Origin of the sequence: Janthinobacterium sp. DSP2-3-3, from assembly GCF_049897325.1 — a bacterium.
Classification (GTDB): domain Bacteria; phylum Pseudomonadota; class Gammaproteobacteria; order Burkholderiales; family Burkholderiaceae_D; genus Janthinobacterium.
Map to the genome: position 1 here is coordinate 15,482 of NZ_JAFCWA010000007.1, position 25,189 is coordinate 40,670.

At 60.4% G+C, this 25,189-nt stretch carries 19 protein-coding genes; 4 read left to right on the forward strand and 15 right to left on the reverse strand.

What is annotated here, in order from left to right; genetic code table 11:
- Positions 1–5 precede the first annotated feature (5 nt).
- The 9 genes from bamA to rpsB all read right to left on the reverse strand — a co-directional run bounded on the left by bamA (position 6) and on the right by rpsB (position 10,107).
- Entirely contained in the window at positions 6–2,342 is a 2,337-nt protein-coding gene (gene bamA, locus ACP7DE_RS15175; protein ID WP_426072874.1) for an outer membrane protein assembly factor BamA, read from the reverse strand.
- A gap of 83 nt (positions 2,343–2,425) precedes the next feature.
- A complete protein-coding gene (gene rseP / locus ACP7DE_RS15180) occupies positions 2,426–3,787 on the reverse strand; it encodes an RIP metalloprotease RseP (protein ID WP_426072875.1) in 1,362 nt (453 codons plus the stop codon).
- Positions 3,784–4,968: a 1-deoxy-D-xylulose-5-phosphate reductoisomerase gene (gene ispC, locus ACP7DE_RS15185; RefSeq protein WP_426072876.1), complete on the reverse strand. Its 1,185-nt coding sequence runs from the start codon at positions 4,966–4,968 to the stop codon at positions 3,784–3,786. The genes rseP and ispC overlap by 4 nt, the downstream gene beginning before the upstream one ends.
- An 8-nt stretch (positions 4,969–4,976) precedes the next feature.
- Positions 4,977–5,810 carry a phosphatidate cytidylyltransferase gene (locus tag ACP7DE_RS15190; RefSeq protein WP_426072877.1) on the reverse strand — a complete coding sequence of 278 codons (834 nt, stop codon included), beginning with the start codon at positions 5,808–5,810 and terminating at the stop codon, positions 4,977–4,979.
- Complete coding sequence (uppS, locus tag ACP7DE_RS15195) at positions 5,810–6,577, reverse strand: polyprenyl diphosphate synthase (RefSeq protein ID WP_426072878.1); 768 nt, start codon at positions 6,575–6,577, stop codon at positions 5,810–5,812. Before uppS ends, ACP7DE_RS15190 begins: the two co-directional genes overlap by 1 nt.
- 97 nt (positions 6,578–6,674) lie before the next feature.
- Positions 6,675–7,235: a ribosome recycling factor gene (frr, locus tag ACP7DE_RS15200; protein ID WP_102122155.1), complete on the reverse strand. Its 561-nt coding sequence runs from the start codon at positions 7,233–7,235 to the stop codon at positions 6,675–6,677.
- Positions 7,236–7,420: 185 nt separating this feature from the next.
- Positions 7,421–8,137: a UMP kinase gene (gene pyrH / locus ACP7DE_RS15205; protein ID WP_071077758.1), complete on the reverse strand. Its 717-nt coding sequence runs from the start codon at positions 8,135–8,137 to the stop codon at positions 7,421–7,423.
- A gap of 147 nt (positions 8,138–8,284) precedes the next feature.
- Entirely contained in the window at positions 8,285–9,196 is a 912-nt protein-coding gene (gene tsf / locus ACP7DE_RS15210; RefSeq protein WP_332858776.1) for a translation elongation factor Ts, read from the reverse strand.
- A gap of 158 nt (positions 9,197–9,354) precedes the next feature.
- A complete protein-coding gene (gene rpsB / locus ACP7DE_RS15215; RefSeq protein WP_219135456.1) occupies positions 9,355–10,107 on the reverse strand; it encodes a 30S ribosomal protein S2 in 753 nt (250 codons plus the stop codon).
- Positions 10,108–10,520: 413 nt separating this feature from the next.
- On the opposite strand from rpsB, the gene map reads away from it, so the two are divergent.
- The 4 genes from map (at position 10,521) to ACP7DE_RS15235 (ending at position 15,650) form a co-directional block, all read left to right on the forward strand.
- A complete protein-coding gene (map, locus tag ACP7DE_RS15220; RefSeq protein ID WP_426072879.1) occupies positions 10,521–11,333 on the forward strand; it encodes a type I methionyl aminopeptidase in 813 nt (270 codons plus the stop codon).
- Positions 11,334–11,378: 45 nt separating this feature from the next.
- On the forward strand, positions 11,379–13,946 hold the full coding sequence (locus ACP7DE_RS15225; protein WP_426072880.1) for a [protein-PII] uridylyltransferase: 2,568 nt from the start codon (positions 11,379–11,381) through the stop codon (positions 13,944–13,946).
- 42 nt (positions 13,947–13,988) lie between these two features.
- A complete protein-coding gene (locus ACP7DE_RS15230) occupies positions 13,989–14,738 on the forward strand; it encodes a pseudouridine synthase (protein ID WP_426072881.1) in 750 nt (249 codons plus the stop codon).
- A gap of 147 nt (positions 14,739–14,885) precedes the next feature.
- Positions 14,886–15,650, forward strand: a complete 765-nt coding sequence (locus ACP7DE_RS15235) for a flagellar brake protein (protein ID WP_426072882.1) — start codon at positions 14,886–14,888, stop codon at positions 15,648–15,650.
- A gap of 89 nt (positions 15,651–15,739) precedes the next feature.
- On the opposite strand, the gene def is transcribed toward ACP7DE_RS15235, so the two are convergent.
- The 6 genes from def to ACP7DE_RS15265 form a co-directional block, all read right to left on the reverse strand.
- Positions 15,740–16,276: a peptide deformylase gene (gene def, locus ACP7DE_RS15240; protein ID WP_426072883.1), complete on the reverse strand. Its 537-nt coding sequence runs from the start codon at positions 16,274–16,276 to the stop codon at positions 15,740–15,742.
- The gene (galU, locus tag ACP7DE_RS15245) at positions 16,273–17,166 is read right to left on the reverse strand and encodes a UTP--glucose-1-phosphate uridylyltransferase GalU (RefSeq protein WP_426072884.1); all 894 of its coding nucleotides are present in this window, start codon (positions 17,164–17,166) and stop codon (positions 16,273–16,275) included. Before galU ends, def begins: the two co-directional genes overlap by 4 nt.
- Before the next feature lie 25 nt (positions 17,167–17,191).
- A complete protein-coding gene (ligA, locus tag ACP7DE_RS15250) occupies positions 17,192–19,543 on the reverse strand; it encodes an NAD-dependent DNA ligase LigA (protein WP_426072885.1) in 2,352 nt (783 codons plus the stop codon).
- 14 nt (positions 19,544–19,557) lie between these two features.
- Positions 19,558–20,724, reverse strand: a complete 1,167-nt coding sequence (locus ACP7DE_RS15255) for a cell division protein ZipA C-terminal FtsZ-binding domain-containing protein (RefSeq protein WP_426072886.1) — start codon at positions 20,722–20,724, stop codon at positions 19,558–19,560.
- On the reverse strand, positions 20,721–24,248 hold the full coding sequence (gene smc / locus ACP7DE_RS15260; protein ID WP_426072887.1) for a chromosome segregation protein SMC: 3,528 nt from the start codon (positions 24,246–24,248) through the stop codon (positions 20,721–20,723). Before smc ends, ACP7DE_RS15255 begins: the two co-directional genes overlap by 4 nt.
- Positions 24,249–24,429: 181 nt before the next feature.
- Positions 24,430–25,065 (reverse strand): phosphatase PAP2 family protein, encoded by a 636-nt coding sequence (locus ACP7DE_RS15265; RefSeq protein WP_426072888.1) that lies wholly within the window; start codon positions 25,063–25,065, stop codon positions 24,430–24,432.
- Positions 25,066–25,189 lie beyond the last annotated feature (124 nt).

Here is a 25,189-nt window from a genome sequence, read left to right on the forward strand (position 1 = left end):
GCCGGTTAGAAACCGGTGCCCATCTGGAACTGGAAGCGCTCCAGGCGGTCTGTGGGCTTGGCGTTCAGCGGCTTGGCATAGCTCAGCTTGAGCGGGCCCACCGGTGAAATCCAGCTGATGCCCAAGCCAGCAGAATAGCGCAATTGCGAGATCCGCATTTTTTCGCCTTCCTGGTAGACCTGGCCGCCGTCAAGGAAACCAAACCAGCGCAAGCTGCGGTCATTGCCCGAACCGGGGAATGGCATCTGCAGTTCGGCGTTACCGATCAGGCGCGAAGCGCCGCCCAGCGCATCGTTGGTGCTCGGTTCGACCGCGCCCAGCGAGGAACTCAGGTAACCGCGCACCGAACCGATGCCGCCACCGTAGAAATTCTTGAAGACCGGATACACGTGCTTGCCGATGCCATGGCCGTAATCGATCTCGCCCTTCAGCGCCAGGGTGACCTTGCTGAACAGCGGACGGAAATACTGGTGCTCATAGATGGCACGGAAGTATTTCTGGTCGCCGATCACGTCAGCCTCCAGGTTGATGCGCTGGTAGCGGCCGATCGATGGCGTCAGGGCGCTGTCGCGGCTGTCGCGTTGCCATGCCGCCGTCAGCGGGATGGAGTTCGTAGTGGCCGAACCGATACCGTCGGACGGGCCGCCATTGTCGATCACATACTGCTTGAAGCGGACCGGGCTGGTGATGTCGGTTTCGATGCGCGAGCGCTCGGCGCCGATGCCGAAGAAGACGGTGTCGACTTCCGAGAATGGCACGCCGAAACTGACGCGGCCACCGGTTTGCTTGATCTTGTAGCTGCCGATGTTCAGCGCCGGCGGTTCCGTCGTACGCAGGTAAACTTCAAAGCTGCGCGAAATGCCATCGTCCGTAAAGTACGGATTGGTTTGCGAAAACGCAATCGTGCGGCTGTAGTGGCTGGTATTGAGTTCGATGCCGACCGTGTTGCCGCTACCGGCGAAGTTGGCCTGCGAAATCGATGCCGACAGGGTGAACTTCTCCGATTGCGAAAAGGCGCCACCGATCAGGAAGTTACCCGTTGGTTTTTCCACCACCGTCACGTTGACGTCGACCTGATCGGTCGTGCCCTGCGCTTCCGGCGTGTCGATGGTCACATCCTTGAAGTAGCCCAGGCGGTCGACGCGGTCGCGCGACAGCTTGATCTTGTTGCTGTCATACCAGGACGATTCGAACTGGCGGAATTCGCGGCGGATGACTTCATCGCGCGTGGTGGTGTTACCGGCGATATTCATGTGGCGCACGTACACGCGCTTGCCCGGATCGATGAAGAAAGTAAAACCCACTTCATGCTTTTCACGGTTGATTTCCGGGTTGGCGTTGACGTTGGCGAAGGCATAGCCGAACGTGGCCAGGCGGTCCTGGATGCGTTTATTCGTGGCCGTCAGGCGCGCACCAGAGTAAATCTCGCCTTCGCGCATCAGGTTCAGGGCCTTCAGCTCCTCTTCGCGGCCGAACATCTCGCCTTCGAACTTGGTGCCGGCGATCTTGTACTTTTCACCTTCGGTTATATTGATCGTCAGGTAGATGTCTTTTTTATCGGGCGTGATCGACACTTGCGTGGAATCGACCTGCATCTCGATATAGCCGCGGTCCAGGTAGTAGGACTTGAGCGACTCGATGTCGCCCGTCAGCTTGGTCTTCGAATACTGATCGGCTTTGGTGTACCAGCTGAACCAGCCGCCCGTATTCAGGGCCAGTTGTTCGCGCAGTTCCTTGTCGCTGAAAGCCTTGTTGCCGACGATGTTGATCTGCTTGATGCGGGCCACGTCGCCCTCGTCGACGGCGAACACCACGTTGACGCGGTTACGCTCGATCGGCGTGACGGTGGTGGTGATCTTCACGCCGTACAAACCATGCGACAGGTACTGGCGCTTAAGCTCCTGTTCCGCGCGATCAACCGAAGCCTTGTCGAAAATCTTGGCTTCGCCGACGCCGATTTCTTTCAATGCCTTGACCAACACATCTTTCTCAAATTCCTTGGTGCCCGTGAATTCCACGGCAGCGATGGCCGGGCGCTCCTCGACCAGCACCACCAGCACGTCACCATCGACTTCCAGACGCACATCCTTGAAAAAACCCGTCGCGTACAGGGCTTTGATGGCGGCGATACTCTTTTCGTCGGAGAACGTTTCACCGACGCGCACCGGCAGGTAGCTGAAAACAGTACCCGCTTCAGTACGCTGGATCCCTTCGACCCGGATATCCTTGACAGTAAACGGCTGAACGGCCAGCGCATGGCCGGCACACAAGGCCATGACGGCGGCGCCGATCAGGCTGCGACGAAAGGAAGGCAAGGCAAAACGAGCAGAATGTAATTTCATTGGGGTTATTCAATGGGTAAATCAATGGACAACATACACAAAAGATTGCTTGTGCGACTCACGCAATGGCATCAACCACCGCCCTAATTCAGCAATCGCAACACGTCATTAAAGACGGCAAGCACCATCAAGGTCAGCAACAAACCGATCCCCAGGCGCTGGGCAATCTCGCCTACGCGCTCCGGCAAGGGGCGTCCGGTCAAAACTTCCAGCGAATAATACAGCAAATGCCCGCCATCCAGAACAGGAATGGGTAGCAAATTCATCACGCCCAGACTGATACTGATGAAGGCGATGAAGCTCAGATAGCTTACCAGGCCGATGCGCGCTGTCTGGCCCGCGTAATCGGCAATGGTAATGGGCCCCGTCACATTCTTCAGTGAAACCTGACCGGTGATCATTTTACCCAGCATTTTCAGGCTCATGACACTGGTATCCCAGACCTTGGCGGACGCCTTGCCCACGGCAGAGAACGGTCCGGAGGCCACGGTGATCATATCCGGCACCTGCCCCAGCTTTGCCTGGATCTTACCAACTGTTACAGCTCCCTCTGTCCCGGCGCCCGGCACGGCGTCCGGCGTAATGGGCAAGGTCAGGTCCTGGCCCTGGCGCAAGAGTTGCAATTGCAAGGTCCGGCCAGGCGACTGGCTCAGGGTGGCGATGACCGCCGCCACATCGTGCACGGGCTGCTCGTCGATGGCCAGAATCTGGTCGTTTTTCTGCAGGCCGGCGCGCGCCGCGGCGCCACCGGGCATGATTTCCATCAGCGTGGGCGCGGAACGGGCCAGGGTCAGGCCCAGCTTGCCCAGCACGTCGCCTTCCAGGTCGGTTTCCGTCAGGCTGGCCGTCGGCAAGCTCGCTTCCTGCTGGCCACGGTCAGGACGGCGCACTTCGATGCGCGCCGGCTGCTTGTCGAGGGTGGCCTGAATCAGTTCCCAGCGCAGCTCGGACCAGCTGGCCACGGTCTTGCCATTCACCGTTTCAACCGTATCGCCGCTGCGCAAGCCAGCCACATAGGCGGCCGTCTGCTCGGCCACGGGACCGAGCTTGCTCGACGGCTCCTCGATGCCATACATGAACAGACCCGCGTACAGCACGATGGCGACGAGGAAATTGGCCAGCGGGCCGGCGGCAACGATGGCAATACGGCGCCACACGCTCTGGCGCGTGAATTCACGGCGCAATTCGCTTTCCGGCAAGTCACTGAGGTCTTGCGCGCGGCTGTCGAGCATGCTGACATAGCCACCCAGCGGCAGCGCGGAAATCGCCCATTCCGTCTGGTCCTTGCCAAACTTGCGCGAATACACCACTTTTCCCATGCCAATCGAGAAACGCAGCACTTTCACGCCGCACCAGCGCGCCACCAGATAGTGGCCCAGCTCGTGCAAGGTAATCAGTGAACCGAGCGCGACGATAAAGGCCAGCAAGGTGGTAATGAGCGTCATGCGGCCAGCCTTTGGGCGATATACGCGTGTGCCGCCGATCGGGCCAGGCGGTCCTGCTCCATCACGGCCTCGATACTGGAGGCGGCGCCATGCGGCACCGTCTCGATCACATGCGCGATGACGCGGTCGATCTGGCGGAAGCCGATCTGCTCGTCGAGGAAGGCTTGCACGGCCACTTCATTGGCCGCGTTCAGCAAGGCCGGCGCCGTGCCGCCCGCGCGCAAGGCGTCGAACGCCAGCGCCAGGCAGGGGAAACGGCGGAAATCGGGACGTTCGAACTGCAGGGTGGCCACTTGCGCCAGGTCCAGCTGCGCCACGCCGGAAGCGATACGCCGCGGATAGGCCAACGCATGCGCAATCGGCGTGCGCATGTCGGGGTTGCCCAGCTGGGCCAGCACGGAACCGTCGATATACGACACCATCGAATGGATCACGCTTTGCGGATGGATCAGCACTTCGATCTGCTCGGCCGGCGCGCCGAACAGCCAGTGCGCTTCGATCACTTCCAGGCCCTTGTTCATCATGGTGGCTGAATCGACGGAAATCTTGCGTCCCATGGCCCAGGTCGGATGCTTGCACGCCTGGTCCGGCGTGACCGTGTCGAGCGTCTCGACGTCGCGCGTGAGGAAAGGGCCGCCGGAAGCCGTCAGCACGATTTTCGCCACGCCTGCGGCGCCTGGCGTGCGGCCATGGGCATGCGGCATGCATTGGAAGATGGCGTTGTGCTCGCTGTCGATGGGCAGCAGCACGGCGCCGTTATCGTGTACCGCATCGATGAACAGCTGGCCGGACATGACCAGCGCTTCTTTATTGGCCAGCAATACTTTCTTGCCAGCACGCGCCGCCGCCAGGGTGGGCGCCAGGCCGGCCGCGCCGACGATGGCCGCCATCACGCCCGTCACTTGCGGCGCGCTGGCGATGGCGCACAGGGCTTCCACGCCGTACTCGACTTGCGTATCGACGCCCTGCCCGCGCAGCAAACGCGTCAGTTCAAGGGCGGCGTCTGCCGTGCCGACGACGGCGCGCTGCGGACGGAACTGCAAGCACTGCGCGGCCAGTTCGGCCACGCGGCTATGCCCACTCAGCGCATACACGCTGTATTGCTCGGGATGACGCGCGAGCACGTCCAGGGTAGACACGCCAATCGAGCCGGTCGCGCCAAGGATGGTGATGTATTGCATGAGTTTCCTTAAAGCCAGCTGGCCACGAGGGCGGCAAATGGCAGGACCGGAATCAGCGCGTCGATACGGTCGAGTACACCGCCATGGCCGGGCAGCAGCTTGCTGCTGTCCTTGATGCCGGCGCGGCGCTTCAATTGCGATTCAAACAGGTCGCCGACGATGCTGGCAGCGACGACCAGCAGCAGCACCAGCAAGGCCACCAGCGACCCGCGGCGCAATTGCAGTTGCACGGCAAAGGTGTCTTGCAGGACCGGTAGCGATGGCGCGGCAACGATGGTGATGGCGGCGATGAGCAGTACGGCAATCCCGCCGCCGATGGCGCCTTCCCAGGATTTCCCTGGGGAAATACTTGGCGCCAGCTTGCGCTTGCCGAAAGCCTTGCCCGAGAAGTAGGCGCCGATATCGGCGATCCACACGAGGGCCATGACGGACAGCAGGAACAAAGGGCTATGCAGGAACAAGGCGATGATGGCGACGAAGCAGCCGACGATGGTCACCGGGTACACCAGGCTGAGCAAGGTATTGCCCAGGCCTTCGGTGGGCGGCAAGCCCGTCGCCAGCGAGGGCACAAAACGGATCAGCCAGATAGCCACACTCAGGGTAAACCAGAAATTGAGCTGGGCCATGCCGTTAGCGACAAAAAAAGTATACGCAAAGGCGGCAGTCCAGACGGCAGCAATCAGCAGCGCCTGGCGATTTTTAAAAATGCGGAAACTTTCCCAGACGGCGGCGCCGAAGAACGCCGTGGCGATCACGGCGAAGGCAGGGAAATAATTCAGATACAGAACCGGCAGCAAGACCGCCAAGAGGACCAGGGCGGTGATTATCCGTGTTTTCAGCATCAGTTTGTCTTTTCAGTTAATTGCGCGCTGGTACGGCCAAAGCGCCGTTCGCGCTGCTGGTAAGACGCGATTGCCGCGTCGAGGCACTCGTCATTGAAGTCGGGCCAGAAAGTCTCGGTAAAAAACAGTTCAGTGTACGCCAGTTGCCACAGTAGAAAATTGGAAATGCGCTGCTCGCCGCCCGTGCGGATGAACAGGTCAGGCTCGGGCGCATAGGCCATGGCCAGGTGCGGCGCCAGTTGTTCTTCCGTGTAAGCCTGTCCGGCGGGCTGGCCGTTGGCGGCAGCCTCGACCGTCATTTTGTTGACTGCCTGCATGATGTCCCAGCGGCCGCCATAATTGGCGCAGATCGTCACCGTCAGACGCGTGTTGCGCGCCGTCTTGCGTTCCGCATTGGCGATCAGGGTTTGCAGCTGGTCATTGAAGCGCGACAGGTCGCCCACCACCTTCAGGCGGATGTCGTTGGCATGCATCTTGACCACTTCGCGTTCCAGCATGGTGACGAACAGGCGCATCAGCATCGACACCTCTTCTTCCGGGCGACGCCAGTTTTCCGAGCTGAAGGCAAACAGGGTCAGATACTCGACGCCCCGTTCGAGGCAGGTCTCGACGACACCGCGCACGGCGTCAGCGCCCTTGACGTGGCCAGCCACGCGCGGAAGGAAGCGTTTGGTTGCCCAGCGGCCATTGCCATCCATAATAATTGCTACATGGCGCGGCACCGTGCCCACCTCAGGTACTGCCGTTGTCGAACTCGAATAGATCATGAAAACACGAATACCAAAAATAAAGATAACTATTATGCGCCAAATAGCACTGCCCGGAAAAGCCATGCTCTCCCGGGCAGCGTCAAAGGACTGAAAACTAGACTGTCAGCACTTCTTTTTCTTTGTCGACCACCATCTTGTCGATGTCGGCAATAAACTTGTCCGTCAGCTTCTGCACTTCTTCCGACGAGCGGCGCTCATCGTCCTCGGAGCAGGCCTTTTCCTTGACCAGTTTCTTCAGCGACTCATTCGCATCGCGGCGAATGTTACGCACGGCAATCTTCGCATCTTCCGCTTCGGTCTTGACCAGCTTGACCATTTCCTTGCGACGCTCTTCCGTCAGCGGCGGCGTCGGGACGCGGATCAGGTCGCCCTGTGCCGATGGATTCAAGCCCAGGTCAGCGTCGCGGATGGCTTTTTCGATGGTGTTGGCCATCTTTTTTTCGTACGGCTGCACACCGATGGTGCGCGCGTCGATCAGGGTCACGTTGGCGACCTGGGTCAGCGCCGTCGGCGAACCGTAGTAATCGACCATCACGTGGTCCAGGATACCCGTATGGGCGCGGCCGGTACGCACTTTGGCCAGATCGGCCCGCAGTGTTTCCAGCGACTTCGTCATGCGTTCCTGGGTGTTCTTTTTAACGTCTGCTAAGGACATTACTGTACTCCTTGTCTTGATAATAATGAATATTTCTACTTCGCTTGCGATGAAAACACTAGCTCAGTCGGGAGTGCCGAAAACCGTTCAGGGCAAGGCGCGGCGCCGACGACGCTACGAATAGTACATAACGTGGATCAGGCGCTGCAACGCAGCCATGGACGGTTTCTCGGTGCTCCTTATTTCTATACGTGCACCAGAGTGCCTTCATCTTCGCCCATGATGACGCGCATCAGCGCGCCTGGCTTGGTGATCGAAAACACCTTGATCGGCAGTTTCTGGTCGCGGCACAGGGCGAATGCGGTCGCATCCATCACTTGCAGGTGCTTGGCGATGGCGTCGTCAAACGTAATCGTGTGGAACAGGGTGGCGTTCGGATCCTTCTTCGGATCGGCCGTGTAGACGCCGTCGACCTTGGTGGCCTTCAGGACGATCTCGGCACTGATCTCGGAACCGCGCAGGGCGGCTGCCGTGTCGGTAGTGAAGAACGGATTGCCGGTGCCGGCGGCGAAGACAACCACTTTGCCTTCTTCCAGGTATTGCAGGGCTTTCGGGCGGACGTACGGCTCGACAACTTGTTCGATGCCGATGGCCGACATGACGCGCGCGACGATGCCGACGTGGCGCATGGCATCGGCCAGGGCCAGTGCATTCATCACGGTGGCAAGCATGCCCATGTAGTCGGCGGTGGCACGGTCCATGCCTTGCGCGCCAGGCGCGACGCCGCGGAAGATATTGCCGCCGCCAATCACGATTGCCAGTTCCACACCCAACTTCGCCACCTCGGCCACATCGGCCACCATGCGCTCGATCGTGGCGCGGTTGATGCCGTAAGGATCATCGCCCATCAGGGCTTCGCCGGACAACTTGAGGAGGACGCGCTTGTAGGCTGGTTTTGACATGAGCTGGGGCTCCATAAATGAGGTTATTCGAGTATGACATGGCGCAGCGCCTTGCAGCGCCGGATAGGCGCGCGGGGCTGCCCATGCCGCCGCCCGGCACGACAGGTGCGGGCGGGCCAAAAAAACGGGCCTCTCGGCCCGCTTTACTTACGCTCCCTGGGAGGCAGCCATCTGTGCTGCGACTTCTGCTGCGAAGTCGTCTTGCTTCTTCTCGATGCCCTCGCCTACCACGTACATGGCAAAACCTTTGACGCTGGTGTTAGCCGCCTTCAGCATTTGCTCAACCGACAGCTTGTCGTTTTTCACGAAAGCCTGGTTCAGCAGGGAGACTTCTTTCAGGAACTTCTGTACGGAACCTTCCAGGCGTTTGGCCAGGATTTCCGGCGATTGCGCTGGCTTGCCTTCGGCGGCCGCTTTGGCTGCGTCTTCTTCGGCTTTCAGTTGTGCAACCGAACGCTCTTTTTCGATCAGTTCCGCTGGAACTTCGTTCGAAGACAGCGACACTGGCTTCATGGCAGCGATGTGCATGGCCACGTCTTTGCCGACTTGCTCATCGGCACCGTCGAATTCAACGATCACGCCAATGCGCGCACCGTGCAGGTACGACGCCAGCTTGTTGCTGGTTTCGAAACGCTGGAAGCGGCGGATGGTCATGTTTTCGCCGATTTTGCCGATCAGGGCAGCGCGCACTTCGTCCAGGGTCTTGCCATCGAGTGGCAGGGCCAGCAGGGCAGCGACGTCAGCCGGGTTGTGTTCTGCTACCAGACGCGCAGCGTTGTTGGCCAGTGCCAGGAAATCGTCGTTTTTCGCAACGAAGTCGGTTTCCGAGTTCACTTCAACCAGGGCGCCTACGCCATTGGCGATGTAGGTTGCCACGACGCCTTCAGCGGTGATGCGTGCCGATGCTTTCGATGCCTTGCCGCCCAGTTTGACGCGCAGGATCTCTTCCGCACGCGCCATATCGCCTTCGGCTTCGGTCAGTGCTTTTTTGCATTCCATCATTGGTGCGTCGGTTTTGCCGCGCAATTCGCCTACCATCGCTGCTGTAATCGCTGCCATGTGTTTCTCCTGATTCGGTGAGTCGATAGTCGCGGCCGGGCATGCATGCCTCGCCAGCGGTCCCTATCGTTTTTTTGTTAAAAAAAAGGGGGAGCTGCTGCCACCCCTTTTCCCTTACTGCTGCGCTTACAAACGGCTATCTAGCGATAGCCTTGCCATTAAGCCTGTTCGTTCACTTCGACGAATTCGTCGCCAGCGGCTGCTTTAACCATTTCAACAACTTCGTTACCGGCAGCTGCACGGCCTTCGATGATTGCATCAGCAACACCGCGAGCGTACAACATGATGGCTTTCGAGGAGTCATCGTTACCTGGGATCACGAAGTTCACGCCTTCTGGGGAGTGGTTGGTATCGACAATGCCGATGACCGGGATACCCAGTTTAGCTGCTTCGGTGATCGCACCTTTGTGGTAACCGACGTCCACGACGAAGATTGCGTCAGGAATGCCGCCCATGTCCTTGATGCCGCCGATCGATTTTTGCAGCTTGATCATTTCGCGGGAGAACATCAGCGCTTCTTTTTTCGACAGTTTCTCGATCGAACCGTCTTCAACCATGACTTCCATGTCTTTCAGACGCTTGATCGAGGTTTTGATCGTTTTGAAGTTGGTCAGCATGCCGCCCAACCAACGTTGATCAACGAAAGGCACGCCAGCGCGTTGTGCTTCAGCGGCGATGATTTCGCGCGCTTGACGCTTGGTGCCAACCATCAGGATGGTGCCACGGTTTGCAGCCAGTTGACGCACATGCTTCATTGCGTCCTGGTACATCGCCATGGTTTTTTCCAGGTTGATGATGTGGATCTTGTTGCGATGGCCGAAGATGAACGGTGCCATTTTTGGATTCCAAAAACGGGTTTGGTGACCAAAGTGGACACCGGCTTCCAGCATTTCGCGCATTGTTACGGACATTATTAACTCCAGGGTTGGGTCTGGAATCCGATCAGTCACCATACAGGCACCCTTGTCGACCGGATTCGCGTGTTTATATTAATTAAAGACACTGTTTTGCTGCATTGCTCAAAAGAGAATTCAAGCAACCCGGGATTCTACACCGGAATGAGCGCCACATCAAGTCCGCACTGCAAATCGCCCGCCCTGCGGAAACGCCCGATGCACCACGCTGGTGCAAGGCGTGGCCGCGCCGCCGCTTCATCCCCATTTCCCCACACATCCCTGCCCGGCCATAGGATGGAGGCGGCGGATTCAGGGCACCTCGTTTATAATTTCGACATATTTGCAGACTTTTCCCCGTACCGCAGGACTCGTCTGTGCTTTTCACCCGTGCTTTTCAGCCGACTATCTTGCAGATTGCGAATTACACCATGCCCACCATCCGTATCAATAGCGCCGCCGACATCGAAGGTATGCGCGTTGCCGGCAAGCTCGGCGCCGAAGTCCTCGACTACATCACTCCCTTCGTCAAGGTCGGCGTCACGACCGGCGAACTGGACCGCCTGTGCCACGAATACATGGTCAATGTGCAGGGCACCATCCCTGCCCCGCTGAACTATTGCCCGCCAGGCTACACGCCCTATCCGAAAGCCATCTGCACCTCCGTCAACGACGTCATCTGCCATGGCATTCCGGGCGACAAGGTCTTGAAGAGCGGCGATACCGTCAACCTCGACATCACCGTCATCAAGGATGGCTACCACGGCGACAATAGCCGCATGTTCCTGGTCGGCACGCCCACCATTCTGACCAAGCGCCTGTCGGAAATCACCTATGAATGCATGTGGCTGGGCATAGATCAGATCAAGCCGGGCGCCCACCTGGGCGATATCGGCCATGCCATCCAGCAGCACGCGGAAAAGGCGGGCTACAGCGTGGTGCGCGAATTCTGCGGCCACGGCATCGGCAAAGTGTTCCATGAAGAGCCGCAGGTGTTGCATTACGGTAAACCAGGCACCCTGGACCGCCTGGATGCGGGCATGATCTTCACGGTCGAGCCGATGATCAACGCCGGCCGCCGCGAGATTCGCGAAATGAACGATGGCTGGACCATCAAGACCAAGGACCGCAGCCACTCGGCGCAATGGGAACACACGGTGCTGGTGACAGAAACCGGTTATGAAGTGCTGACCGTCTCGCCCGGCATGCCGCCGCCGCCGGACTTCATTACGCACAAAGCCTGATCCCGCCACCCGGCCAGCCAAACGCACCGCCACCCCAGGGCCCAGATGAAAAAGCAAGTTCGGGAACAGCTGAAACAGCAACTGAAAGCCGACCGCCAGGTCGTCATTGCGGCCTTCCAGGCCGACGGCAAGCCTGAAAAACTGCTGCGCAGCCTACGCCACAGCGTCGATGGGGTGCTGGCGCGCGCCTGGCAAGAAGCGGGACTGCCGCCCGGCACGGCCCTGGTGGGCGTGGGCGGCTATGGCCGCGGCGAACTGTTTCCGTATTCCGACGTCGACCTGCTGATCCTGCTGCAGCAGGCGCCGGACGCGGCGACGCAGGAAAAACTCGAGGAACTGGTGCAACTGCTGTGGGACCTGGGCCTGGAAATCGGCCACAGTATCCGCACGGTCGAGGAATGCATGGTCGAATCGAAAGCCGACATCACCGTGCAAACCAGCCTGCTCGAAGCGCGCCTCGTGTGCGGCAACGCAGACTTGTTCGCGCAATTGCAACAGCGCTACGAGGCGGCAATGGACCCGCAGGCGTTTTTCCAGGCAAAAACGGCGGAAATGCGCCAGCGCCATGCCAAGTACGAAGACACGGCCTTCAGCCTGGAACCGAATTGCAAGGAAAGCCCGGGCGGCCTGCGCGACCTGCAAGTCATCCTGTGGGTGGCCAAGGCGGCCGGCTTGGCGAACTCGTGGCGCACCCTCGCCACAGGTGGCCTGATCACCTTGACGGAAGCGCGCCAGTTGATGGAAAAGGAGCGCGCCTTCAAGGATATCCGCGTGCGCCTGCACCTGCATGCGGGCCGGCGCGAAGACCGTCTGGTGTTCGACGTGCAGACGGCGATCGCTGAATCGCTGGGACTGCAGGCCACGGGCAGCGGGCCGCACATGCGCCGCGCCAGCGAATTCCTCATGCAGCGCTACTACTGGGCCGCCAAAACCGTGACCCAGCTCAATACGATTCTGCTGCAAAATATCGAGGCACGGCTGTTTCCGCAAGACGATGTGGCCGTGCCCATCAACGAACGCTTCAATGAAGTCAACAGCCTGATCGATATCAGCGCCGACGATACGTTCGAGCAATATCCGTCAGCCATGCTGGAAATCTTTGTCTTGATGACGGAGCGCGCGGCACTGAAAGGCATGACCTCGCGCGCCACGCGGGCCCTGTGGCACGCGCGCTTCAAGATCGACGCCGCCTTCCGCCAGGACCCTGTCAACCGCGCCCTTTTCCTGCGCATCATGAAAGCACCCGTGGGCATCATCCACGCGTTGCGGCGCATGAACGAGATGAGCATCCTGGGGCGCTACCTGCCGAATTTCCGCCGCATTGTGGGCCAGATGCAGCACGACCTATTCCATGTGTACACGGTCGACCAGCACATTTTGATGGTGGTGCGCAACATGCGCCGCTTCACCATGAGCGAGCACGCACACGAATACCCGTTCTGCAGCCAGTTGATGGCCGATTTCTCGCAGTCGTGGCTGCTATACGTGGCGGCCCTGTTCCACGACATCGCCAAGGGCCGCGGCGGCGACCATTCGAAGCTGGGCGTGGCCGACGCCACCCAGTTCTGCCAGGACCACGGCCTGTCGGAAGAAGACACGGAACTGGTGGCTTTCTTGGTGGAAAATCACCTGACCATGTCGCAAGTGGCGCAAAAGCAGGACCTGTCCGACCCCGACGTCATCGCCGCCTTTGCAAAAGTGGTCAAGGACGAGCGCCACCTGACGGGTTTATACCTGCTGACGGTGGCCGACATCCGCGGCACCAGCCCGAAAGTATGGAATGCCTGGAAGGGCAAGCTGCTGGAAGACCTGTACAAAATCACCCTGCGCGTGCTGGGCGGCGAACCGCACACGGCCGACCGCGAGCTGAAGAACCGCCAGCAGGAAGCGCTGGCCACCCTGCGCCTGTACGGTTTGCCGCCAGACGCGCACCTGAAACTGTGGCAGCAACTGGACGTGGCGTATTTTCTGCGCCACGACGCTTCCGACATCGCCTGGCAGACGCGCTCGCTGTATGACAAGCTCGACAGCAAGTTGCCGGTGGTAAAATGCCGCTTGGCGCCGATCGGCGAAGGCTTGCAGGTGGCCGTGTACATTCCCGACCAGCCCGACCTGTTCGCGCGCATTTGCAGCTATTTCGACCGCAAGAATTTCAGCATCCTCGACGCGAAGATCCACACGACCAGGAATGGTTATGCGCTCGACACATTCCTTGTCACCGAACAGAATTTCGCCAAGAGCTACCGCGACATCATCAGCCTGATCGAGCATGAGCTGGGCGAGCTGCTCCAGTCGCAAACACCGCTGCCGCCGCCGGGCAAGGGACGGCTGTCGCGCCTGTCGCGCACCTTCCCCTTCCAGCCGACGGTGGATTTGCGGCCCGATGAAAGGGGCCAGTACTACCTGCTGTCGGTGGCCGCCAACGACCGCACGGGCCTGCTGTATGCAATCGCCAATGTGCTGACCAAGTACCGCATTAACTTGCACACGGCCAAGATCATGACCCTGGGCGAGCGGGTCGAAGACGTCTTCCTCGTCGACGGTCCCGCGCTCAACAATGCCCGCAACCAGATATTGCTGGAAACCGATTTACTCGATGCGCTGAAAGTCTAATGACCTCCGCGCAGCGCCTACCCTTACTGAAACTGAAACAACATGACCGAAGAATTATTACGCTTGTCCAAACGTATGTCCGAACTGGGCCTGTGCTCGCGCCGTGAAGCCGATGAATGGATCGCGCGCGGCTGGGTCCGCGTGGATGGCAAGGTGGTATCCGAACTGGGCAGCAAGGTCACTCCCAGCCAGAAAGTCACCGTGGAACGCCAGGCGGCGGCCGAACAGTCGAAACGCGTGACCGTGCTGATCAACAAGCCGATGGGCTATGTCAGCGGCCAGGCCGAAGATGGCTATACGCCCGCCGTGGCTTTGATCAAGGCCGAAAACCGCTGGGCGGAAGACCGCAGCCCGGAACAGTTCCACCCGACCCAACTGCGCAGCCTGGTGGCAGCCGGGCGCCTGGACATCGATTCCGTCGGCTTGCTGGTCTTGACGCAGGATGGGCGCGTGGCCAAGCAGCTGATCGGCCACGATACCGATATCGACAAGGAATACCTGGTGCGCGTGAGCTACACCAAGGGCGACACCCTGCCCGACAGCGAGCTGAAAAAGCTCAACCACGGCCTGTGGCTCGACGGCAAGCCGCTGCTGCCGGCCAAGGTGCGTTGGCAAAATGAAGACCAGCTGAGCTTTACCCTGCGCGAAGGCAAGAAACGCCAGATCCGCCGCATGTGCGAAGCCGTCGGTCTGAAAGTGCTGGGACTGAAACGCGTGCGCATCGGCAAGGTCAAGCTGGGCGACTTGCCGACGGGCCAATGGCGTTATCTGAGCGCGGACGAGCAGTTTTAAGCGGAGACGTCAACATGGCATGCCGCGCAGCATCCCATCCTGCATAAGCGAGTATAGTGATATAAAAACAATTATTGTGATTTACTTAGTAAATATTGCTTTAAACCTATACACTATTCCCCATTAGAACAAAAGAGATACGCTGTCGTGAACGATCCCATCCCCAATCCCCTGCGCAAAGGCGCGCCCAGCCTGGCCGACGTAGCCGAGCCGATGGAGCCAGGCACCAAGCCGCACCATATGAGCGATCCGTGGGATATCGGCGAAACCCTGTGCAGCCTGGCTGATAACGGCGACGCCATTTCCATCTATCCGACGGGTGGCGAAGATGTCATCATGGCGCGCATCTTGTCCGTCGACGACGACTTGCCGCAATTCGTGCTGGAACTCAATGAAGGTGCCACCCTGCCCGAAGGCGGCGCCACGTTTGTATCGTGGGTGCAAAGCGCCAAGCTGCAATTTACCATCAACGACGAATGGGAGGCCTATCCCGAGCGGCCAAACGTCTACCTGATGAACTTCCCCAGCCATTGCCTGGTGCTGGAACGGCGTGAATCGACGCGCCTGGAAACACCGCTGGGTGTGTACTACCTGGCCGCCTTCGTGCTCGAGGGTCGTCCGTATGAACTGCAGCTGTATGATTTTTCGGCCGGCGGCATCGGCATGCGCGCCCACCCGCGCGATACGGTCGGCCTGTACGTGGGGCGCAAGCTGTCGCGCGTGCGCCTGGAACTGGGACCGGACAAGGTCATGATCGCCGACCTGGAAATCCGCCTGTCGCGCACCTTCCGCTCTTTCCTGCTGGGCGAGCAAGTGCAGATCGGCTGCCGCTTCCTGAACCTGACGGATGCCATGCAGGATGAATTGAAAATGCTGCTCGATAACCTGGGCAGCAGCCGCAAGGCGCGCTAGGTTCGCTTCACGCATAAAAAATGGCCGCCCAGCTTATGCTGCGCGGCCATTTTTTATTGACTGTCAGAATCTGGGGTCAGACACCAAACTTAGTCGTCATCGTTTGGATCCAACTCGGGGAACATCACTTCCGTATAGCCGAACTGCGTGAAGTCGACGATGCGCATCGGATACAAAATGCCGTGCAAGTGGTCCACTTCATGCTGCACCACGCGCGCATGGAAGCCGTCGCAGTCGCGGCTGATGGGCTGGCCGAACTGGTCCATGCCTTCATAGTGCAACTCGCTCCAGCGCGGCACGCTGCCGCGCAGGCCGGGTACCGACAGGCAGCCTTCAAAGCCCTCTTCCTTGCGTTCAGACAAAGGTGTCAGCACCGGGTTGATCAACACAGTTTCCGGCACTTGCGGCGCATCGGGATAGCGCAGATTTTGCTTGAAACCGTAGATCACCAGCTGCAGGTTGACGCCGATCTGCGGCGCCGCCAGGCCCGCGCCATTGGCCGCATGCATGGTGTCGAACATGTCGCTGATCAAGGCATGCAATTCGGGCGTATCGAATTCACGCACGGGCTCGGCCATGCGCAGCAAGCGCGGATCGCCCATCTTCAGAATTTCACGTACCGTCATTTTGCTTCCAGTGTCGATTGCAGTTCTTGCAGGTAAGCGCGGAAGGCAGCGCCCGTTTCCGGATGTTTCATGCCCATCGCCGTCGTTGCCTTCAGATAACCCAGCTTGGAACCGCAATCATAACGCTGCCCCTGGTAGCGGTAAGCCAGCACGCGCTCTTCGCGCATCAGAGCGGCGATGCCGTCCGTCAACTGGATTTCGCCGCCGGCGCCCGTGCCGATATTTTCCAGGTGGTTAAAGATACGGCTGGTCAACACATAACGGCCCACCACGGCCAGGGTCGATGGCGCCTCTTCAGGCGCGGGCTTTTCCACGATAGCCGAGACCAGTTCCAGGTCGGGCTGATAATTCTTTGCCGATACAATACCGTACTGCTTGGTTTCTGCGCGCGGCACATCCTGCACAGCCAGCAACGAGCAGTTTTCATACTGGAAGACATCGGTCATCTGCGCCAGCACGGGGCGCACGCCCTCTTCCACATCCATGAAATCGTCGGCCAGCAAGACGGCAAACGGCTCGTCGCCGATCACGGGACGAGCGCACAGCACGGCATGCCCCAGGCCCAGCGGCGCCGACTGACGGATGTAAATGCAATTGATGTGTTTGGGAATGACGTTTTGCACCATGTCGAGCAACTGGCGCTTGCCGGCCGCTTCCAGTTCCGATTCGAGCTCATAGGCCGTATCGAAATGGTCTTCGATGGCGCGTTTATTGCGGCCCGTGATGAAGATCATTTCCGTGATGCCCGCCGCCACCGCTTCTTCCACCGCGTACTGTATCAATGGCTTGTCGACGATGGGCAACATTTCCTTCGGTTGCGCCTTGGTCGCAGGCAAGAAACGGCTGCCCAGGCCGGCGACGGGAAAGACTGCTTTTCTGATTTTTTTCATGGGTCTTCTGTAAGATGTTGAATGATTAGTCCTGCGCGAGCAAGGCCAGCAGGCCAGCCTCGTCGAGTATGGCCACGCCCAGTTCCTGCGCCTTGGCCAGTTTGCTGCCGGCGTCCGATCCAGCCACGACGTAGCCGGTTTTCTTCGACACGGAACCGCTAACCTTGCCACCGGCCGCCTCGATCAGCTCCGCTGCCTCATCGCGGCTCATGTTGGGCAAGGTGCCCGTCAAGACGAAAGTCTTGCCATCCAACTTGCCGCCAGCGGCTGATATTTCAGGCAATTGTGACAGTAATTCATTTCGCAGGGCGTCCAGTTGCGCAAGCAGCTTGAGATTGCTCTCATCGGCCAGCCATTGCGCCAGCGCTTCAGCCACGGCGGCGGGCAAGCCCGCGTGGAAGCTGGCGCCCTGCGCCGCCAGGCTGGACAGGGTCACGCCCCGCTCCACCAACTGCTTGCTACGCGGCTCCGTCAGCTTGGGGATGCCGATGGCCGCCAACAGCTTGGTTTGCTCCAGTTGCACGCGCAGCTTGGCGCTGGGCGCGTGTTCGCCCTGCGGCGTCACGCCAGCATCCAGCAATGCCTGCAGCGCCTGCTGGTTCTTTTCTTCGGCAAAGAAATCGGCAATCGACACCGCCACGGTGCCGCCGATGTCGGGCAGCACGCGCAGCAAGGCCGCCGGTGCGCGCCGCACATAGTCCAGGCTGCCCAGCCATTCGGCCAGGGTCTTGGCCGTCGATTCGCCCACGTGGCGGATGCCCAGCGCAAACAGGAAACGCTCGAGCGGCGGGCGTTTGCTCGCTTCTATGCCGGCCAGCAAGTTTTCCGCCCATTTGGTGGGAATCTTGCCTTGTTGCACTGTTTCTGGCGTCGAGCCATCGCGCTCGTCGGCGCGCAGCTTCATTTCCAGCAATCTTTCCAGGGTCAGGCTGTACAGATCGGCCAAGCCATGCACGTATTCCAGTTCGACCAGGGTATCGATATAACGTTCCCCCAGACCTTCGATATCCATCATGCGGCGGCCCGCGAAATGGCGAAACGCTTCCTTGCGCTGGGCCGAACAGAACAGGCCGCCTGAACAGCGGGCGATGGCTTCGCCCTCTTCGCGCACCACGTGGGAATCGCAGACAGGGCAGCGCTCGAGCATCTTGAATGGCAGCGGCGCCGGTTCCGGCCGTTTTTCCAGCACCACGGACAGCACTTCGGGAATCACGTCGCCGGCGCGGCGCACGACGACGGTATCGCCCACGCGCACATCCTTGCGCAGCACTTCGTCTTCATTGTGCAAGGTGGCGTTGGTCACCGTCACGCCGCCGACGGACACGGGCGCCAGGCGCGCCACGGGCGTCATGGCGCCCGTGCGGCCCACCTGAATGTCAATGCCCAGCACCTGCGTCAGCGCCTCTTCGGCAGGGAACTTGTGCGCCAGCGCAAAACGCGGCGCGCGCGACACAAAGCCCAGCTCTTGCTGGTCTTGCGTCGCGTTCACCTTGTACACCACGCCGTCGATTTCATAGGGTAAAGCGGGGCGGCGCACGCCGATATCGGCGTAGTAATCGAGCAAACCCTGCGCGCCCTGCACCACCTTGCGCTCCTTCGACACGGGAATGCCCAGGGTGTCGTACCAGTCCAGCAAGGCCGAATGCGACACCGGCATGGCGGCGCCATCGAGGGCGCCGATGCCGTACGCATAGAAGCGCAGCTTGCGCTGCGCCGTGATGCGCGAGTCGAGCTGGCGCATGCTGCCAGCGGCCGCATTGCGGGGATTGGCGAATTCTTTGTGCCCTGCTTCGCGCTGGCGTTCATTCAGGCGGGCAAAATCGGCCTTGAACATCATCACTTCACCGCGCACATCGAGCACAGCCGGAATCCTGTCGCCCTGCAGGCGCAGCGGAATGCCGGCGATGGTGCGTATATTCGCCGTCACGTCTTCGCCCGTGGCGCCGTCGCCGCGCGTGGCCGCCTGCACGAACAAGCCGTTTTCATAGCGCAGGTTGATGGCTAGGCCGTCGAATTTCACTTCGGCAGCGTAGTCGACTTCTGCACCGTCAAGGTCCAGGCCTTCACGCACGCGACGGTCGAAGTTGACGATATCGTCATCGGTAAAACCATTGTTCAGCGACAACATTGGCACCGTGTGCGTGACTTGCTCGAATTGCGGCAGCGGCGCCGCGCCCACGCGCAAGGTGGGCGAGTCTGGTTGAAGCAACTCAGGATGGGCCGCTTCCAGCGTCTGCAGTTCGACGAACAGCTTGTCGTACTCGGCGTCGGGAATGGTGGGATTGTCGAGCACGTGGTAGGCGTGCAGATGCCGATTGAGTTCGGCAGTGAGTGCCAGGACGCGCTGGGCGGCGTCCTGGTTGATCGGATCAGTCATTGTTGCGGGATTCTTCAGCTAAATAAACGCAGGGCGCGGGTGGAGCCGGCCGGAATGTCGGCCGCGTCCATTTCCTGGTAAAACTCTTGCACCTGGCCGGCGATCTCGGCCAGCGCCGTGTCCGACAGGGCCTGGTTGTAATCGTCGACGATGGTGGCGTCGAGGCGACCCACCAGCGCTTTGGCACAGGCGACCATGGCGCCGAAGCCGTCGCGCGCGGGCGCCACGCAAGGCACGTCCAGCAGCAGGGTCAAACGGGGCGTGGTTTCCTCGGCCAGGGTGACATTCGTTGACAGCGAGAACAGATAACTGCCGTCGCCGTCCGGCATGACGAAACGGCCGTCCGGACGCACATCAAAGCCCTGCTTTTCCAAGGCGAAGAGCAAGGTGGAAATGGCCCACGGCGCGCCGTTCGTGTGCAGGTTGACGCCCAGTTGTGCGTCGTGGCCGGCGACAAAGCGGTGCAAATTGCGCGCTTCGGCCATCACTTCCATCATGTCGGGCACTTCCGGCTCGGCGCCGATCTCGTCCGCCACGCCGCGCAGCCGCGTGACCAGTTCCGAGTATTCGAGTTCATTCAAGGCCGTGCTGCGGCTGGCCAGCTGCACCCCGCCTTGCATCTTGGTGTAAACACCGCCATGCGTGATCGGTTCCCAGTCGCCATTCACATGCAAACCGATGAAGTGCACGGGCTTGTTACCCACCAGGCGCAGGGTTTGCAACACGGGCAGGATCTTGTCGCCGCGCACGGGCGCTTCCAGTGACAAGGGCAGCAGGCAATCGATCAGCGGGTCGACCAGGCTGGTCGCCTGCTCGCTGGCGGCGCTCACTTCTTGCACGGGCTCGGCCGCTGGAGCAGGGACCGGCTCGGCAGGGGCATCCCCCAGCGACGGTTCCACATGCACGGGGGCATCGGACACGGGCGCCGCTGGCGGCGCGCCGAACGACGGTTCGGCCTTGGCGGCGGGCGCGGCGTCAAAACGCGGCTCCTGGCGCAAGACGGGTTGCTGGACATCGGTCACGGGGGCGTCGCCCTCGCGCATCAGCACATCGTCGTGGTCGGTGGAAAAGGCCCGCTCCACGCTTTTCTTGGCCTTGTATTCCTGCCATTTGTTGTACGAGAAAACGCCGACGATAAAGACGCCGCCGGCGCCAAACAAGGTAATTTGAAGGTCTGTCATGCTGCTTGTGCCTCGGTAGCAAAATTTGCGGCGGACTCCATGTCCACCGCCACGATGCGCGATACGCCCTGCTCCTGCATCGTCACACCGATCAATTGATGGGCCATTTCCATCGCAATCTTGTTATGCGAAATGAAAAGGAATTGGGTCTGGTCGGACATGCGCTTGACCATGCGGCAGAAGCGTTCCGTGTTCGAATCGTCCAGCGGTGCATCGACTTCGTCGAGCAGGCAAAACGGCGCCGGATTCAGGCGGAACATGGAAAACACCAATGCGGTCGCGGTCAGCGCCTTCTCTCCACCGGACAACAGGTGGATGGTGGCATTTTTCTTGCCGGGAGGCTGCGCCATGACTTGTACACCGGAATCGAGAATCTCGTCGCCCGTCATGGTCAGCTTGGCCTGGCCGCCACCAAACAGAATGGGGAACAGCTCGGAAAAGTGATGATTGACCTTGTCGAAGGTGTCTTGCAACAGGTCGCGCGTTTCCTTGTCGATCTTGTGGATCGCGTCTTGCAGCGTATTGATGGCTTCGGTCAAGTCGGCATTCTGGGCATCGAGGAAATTCTTGCGCTCGGATGCCTGCGCCAGTTCGTCCAGCGCGGCCAGGTTGACGGCGCCCAGGGCCGTGATGGCGTTCGTCAGACGCGTGACTTCGCCCTGCAGATACGATGGACGCATGTCCGGGTGCAGCTTTTCCGTCAGGGCCGCTTCATCGGCGCCCGATTCCAGCAGTTGCTGGGAGAATTGCTCCTGGTTCAGGCGCACGGCCTGTTCCTTGAGCTGCATTTCCATGATCTTGTCGCGCTGTGGCTGCAAGCTGCGTTCCGATTGCGTGCGCGCATCTTCAGACAGGCGCAACTGTTGCGTGATCTGGTCCAGTTCATGGCGGGCATCGGACAGCGCCCGCTCCTGCGTGGTGCGGCGCTCGAGCAAGTCCTGCAAGCCGTCGGCGGCCGCGCCGCTTTCCAGGTTGGCCAGTTCCAGTTCGCCTGCCTGCAGGCTGGCCGTCACTTGCTGGGCCTGCGTACTGGCCGTGGCGATGTTGCGGCGCAACTCCTCGATCTTCGCGCGGTGGGCTTTTTCCGCATATTCCGTATCCTTGGCGGCGCGTTCCAGGTCGCGCAAGGCTTCGCGCGCTTCGGCCAAGCGCTGTTCCTTCTGCAAGAAGTCCGTATGGCCGTCTTCGTGCGCTTCCTGCAAGTTGCCCAGTTCCATGTCCAGCTGTTCGAATTTCTCTTCCGACTCCAGCTTGGTCTGCATCTGTTCCGCTTCCTGCGCGGCGATTTCCGCCAGATCCGCGCCGATCTGCGTGCTGCGCTGGTTGAAACGCGCTTCCACTTCCGACAGTTTCACCACGTCCAGTTGCAAAGTATGCACGGAAGATGTCAGTTGCTGTATGCGCAGGCGCAAGTCCGACAGCTTGCGCGTCAAGGTTCCCACGGCGGCATCGGCGCGCACGGAACGGGCACGCGCCTCTTCGGCCAGCAATTGCTGGGCGCGCAACTGCTTGCCGATATTCTCGATTTCCTGCTGGCGCCCCAGCATGCCTTCCTGCTCCGAATCGGCCGCATAAAAACGCACGCTGGACGCCGTGACCACGTGACCAAGCCGCGTGACAAAGTAGCCGCCCGGCGGCAACTTGCTACGCTCGGCCAGCGCTTCGGCCGCGTCTTCCACGGCGTAGGCGTTGTACAGCCAATCCTGCAGCAAGCCGCGCAAGCCCGGATCGTTGAGTTTCAGCAAGTTCAGGAACGGCTTCAGGCCCGGCACTTCCGGCAGGGGCAGCGGCGCCACGGTGGACGGCGCGTACAGGGCCAGCTTGGCTGGCGGCGCATCGGCAAAGAACGCCTTGGCCCAATCGATATTCGACAGTTGCAGGGCCGACGTGCGCTCGCGCAAGATCGATTCCATGGCCGCTTCCCAACCCGCTTCGATCTGCAACTTTTGCCACAATCGCGGCAAGGTATCGAGCTCGTGCTTTTTCAGCCACGGCTGGACCTTGCCCTGCGTCTGTACCCGTTCCTGCAATTGTTTCAAAGCGGAAAGACGCGCTTCCAGCTGGGCATTCGCGGCCGTCTCGGCATTGACCTGCGCCTGCGCTTCGGCCCGTTCCTGCTCCAGCTTGGGTTGCTGCTCCAGCGCTTCTTCCAGGTAAAAACCCTGCTCTTCCAGCGTTTGTTGCTTTTCTTCCAGCTGCAGTTTCAGGTTTTCCAGGTGGCTGCTGTCGGGCAAGCTCAGGCTGTTCTTTTCCTGCTGCAGGCGTTCGCGGCGCGTCAGGAGGCTGGCCAAGATGTTCGAGGCGTTGCGCTGGTGCGCCGATTCCAGTTCCAGCTGCTGCTGGGCCTGCATAATCCGCGCGCGCGATTCCGTGCTCTTGTTCTGCGCGGCGCGCCAGGCGGCGTCCAGTTCGGGCAATTGCTCGCCCTTCTGTTCCGCCATCATTTGCGATTGCTCAACCTTCGCAGCCAGTTCCTCGAGGTGGAATTCCGCCTCTTCGATCTGTTCCTGGTATTCGCCGCCTTGGCTGCTCCACTGGTCGCGCTGGGCCGTCAAGGTGGCCAGCTGGGCTTGCAGGCGGGCGCGCGATTCGATGACGAACTTGATCTGCGCTTCCAGGCTGCCGATTTCCGCATTCGTCTGGTACAGATGGCCCTGCGCCGTATGCAAGCGGTCGCCCACGGCAAAGTGCGCCTGGCGCATCTGCTCAAGCGTCAATTCCACGTTGCGCAGCTTGGCCGTCTGCTCTTCCAGGTCCGTCTGCGCCTGCTCGACTTCGCGGAAATAGCGCGTCTGTTCGTTTTGCGCCTCGTTCTTGCGCAGCAGCCACAGCAGTTTCTGCTTTTCTTCCTGGTCCGCCTGCAAGGCGTGGAAACGCGTGGCCACGGCCGCCTGCGCTTCCAGCTTTTCCAGGTTGGCATTGAGTTCGCGCAAGATGTCTTCCACGCGCAGCAAGTTTTCGCGCGTATCCTGCAAGCGGTTTTCCGTCTCGCGGCGGCGTTCCTTGTATTTCGACACGCCGGCCGCTTCTTCGAGGAAGACGCGCAATTCTTCGGGGCGCGATTCAATGATGCGCGAAATCATGCCCTGGCCGATGATGGCGTAGGCGCGCGGCCCCAGGCCCGTGCCGAGGAAGATATCCTGGATGTCGCGCCGGCGCACGGGCTGGCCGTTGATGTAATAGGTGGAAGTGCCGTCGCGCGTCAGGGTGCGCTTGACGGCGATCTCGGCGTACTGGCCCCACTGCCCGGACGCCTTGCCGTCGTTATTGTCGAACACCAGTTCCACGGAAGCGCGGCCGGCAGGCTTGCGGTGGGTGGAACCGTTGAAGATGACGTCCTGCATCGACTCGCCGCGCAGTTCGGACGCTTTCGACTCGCCCAGCACCCAGCGCACGGCGTCGATGATATTCGACTTGCCGCAGCCATTCGGCCCGACCACGCCCACGAGCTGGCCTGGCACCTGGAAATTGGTGGGATCGACGAAAGACTTAAATCCCGACAACTTGATGGAAGAGAGACGCACGTGTTTTAGAGTTCCTGGCCTATGCTGGCGGTTGAGATCGGTGAACCCGGATCGTATTCAGTTCAGATACACCATTGCGATGGCAGTCTGGCCGCTCACCGCAAAAAAGTGGTTCATCATACCATTTCCCGATGCTTTTCTGGCCAAAAAACAGCAACATCAAGTGCTGTCCAGCGCCATCTTAACGGGCTGGGTGGCTATCCTGCGCCAGTTTCCAGTCTTCACGGGAAAAAACGCGCTCATGGCCGGACAGCACCATGGCCAGTTTTTGCAGCCACTGTTCGGTCGGCATGGGTTCGGCCTTGAAGCTCAGCACCACCATCAGCATCAGGCTGGCCAGGGCCAGCGCATGGCTGACGGCGAAATTCACGGCGCCACGGGCACTCCACATGAAGCCCAGCGCCAGCGCCAAGCCCAGCACGCAGCCGCTGACCGCTTCCGACACGCTATGCGCATGCACGACGACACGCGAAATAGCCACCAGCACGGCAAACGCCACCCCCACGAGCACGCCGGCATGGCGCCAGCGCGGCGTGGCGCGCTGCAGCAAAACATACATCAGCACGGGAAACACGGCGCCGGCGCGCATGGCGTGACCGCTGAAACCGGTGAAATCGAGCGCGCTACTGCCCACGCCCCAGCTCATGAAAGCCAGCTTTGACAGCACCACGAGTGCCAGGCCGCCGCCGTACCACATGCTCCAGCTGAGTACCAGGCGCCATTGACGCGAGACGAGCAGCCACAGGGCGATCGCCACGCCAGCCGGCCCCATCACGGACATGTCGGCCGCAAAAGAAATACCATTCCACCAAGTCATCGTGCCTGCACTTATCTCATGATCAGATTGCACTATGCCACGACTCTGCCCTGTTCCGCGTGGCTTTTGCTGTGCTGCAGCGAAGAATTACATTCCATTACAAATTTCCGCGCCAAAACTACCC

Bases quoted from the DNA above. Each gene is read 5' to 3' on its own strand.
- rseP (WP_426072875.1), bottom strand. From the start codon at position 3,787: ATGACGCTCATTACCACCTTGCTGGCCTTTATCGTCGCGCTCGGTTCA.
- ligA (WP_426072885.1), bottom strand. From the start codon at position 19,543: ATGACTGATCCGATCAACCAGGACGCCGCCCAGCGCGTCCTGGCACTC.
- def (WP_426072883.1), bottom strand. From the start codon at position 16,276: ATGACGGTACGTGAAATTCTGAAGATGGGCGATCCGCGCTTGCTGCGC.
- rpsB (WP_219135456.1), bottom strand. From the start codon at position 10,107: ATGTCCGTAACAATGCGCGAAATGCTGGAAGCCGGTGTCCACTTTGGT.
- ACP7DE_RS15255 (WP_426072886.1), bottom strand. From the start codon at position 20,724: ATGACAGACCTTCAAATTACCTTGTTTGGCGCCGGCGGCGTCTTTATC.
- bamA (WP_426072874.1), bottom strand. From the start codon at position 2,342: ATGAAATTACATTCTGCTCGTTTTGCCTTGCCTTCCTTTCGTCGCAGC.
- pyrH (WP_071077758.1), bottom strand. From the start codon at position 8,137: ATGTCAAAACCAGCCTACAAGCGCGTCCTCCTCAAGTTGTCCGGCGAA.
- uppS (WP_426072878.1), bottom strand. From the start codon at position 6,577: ATGATCTATTCGAGTTCGACAACGGCAGTACCTGAGGTGGGCACGGTG.
- ACP7DE_RS15230 (WP_426072881.1), top strand. From the start codon at position 13,989: ATGACCGAAGAATTATTACGCTTGTCCAAACGTATGTCCGAACTGGGC.
- ACP7DE_RS15190 (WP_426072877.1), bottom strand. From the start codon at position 5,810: ATGCTGAAAACACGGATAATCACCGCCCTGGTCCTCTTGGCGGTCTTG.
- ACP7DE_RS15265 (WP_426072888.1), bottom strand. From the start codon at position 25,065: ATGACTTGGTGGAATGGTATTTCTTTTGCGGCCGACATGTCCGTGATG.
- map (WP_426072879.1), top strand. From the start codon at position 10,521: ATGCCCACCATCCGTATCAATAGCGCCGCCGACATCGAAGGTATGCGC.
- ispC (WP_426072876.1), bottom strand. From the start codon at position 4,968: ATGCAATACATCACCATCCTTGGCGCGACCGGCTCGATTGGCGTGTCT.
- galU (WP_426072884.1), bottom strand. From the start codon at position 17,166: ATGAAAAAAATCAGAAAAGCAGTCTTTCCCGTCGCCGGCCTGGGCAGC.
- tsf (WP_332858776.1), bottom strand. From the start codon at position 9,196: ATGGCAGCGATTACAGCAGCGATGGTAGGCGAATTGCGCGGCAAAACC.
- ACP7DE_RS15225 (WP_426072880.1), top strand. From the start codon at position 11,379: ATGAAAAAGCAAGTTCGGGAACAGCTGAAACAGCAACTGAAAGCCGAC.
- frr (WP_102122155.1), bottom strand. From the start codon at position 7,235: ATGTCCTTAGCAGACGTTAAAAAGAACACCCAGGAACGCATGACGAAG.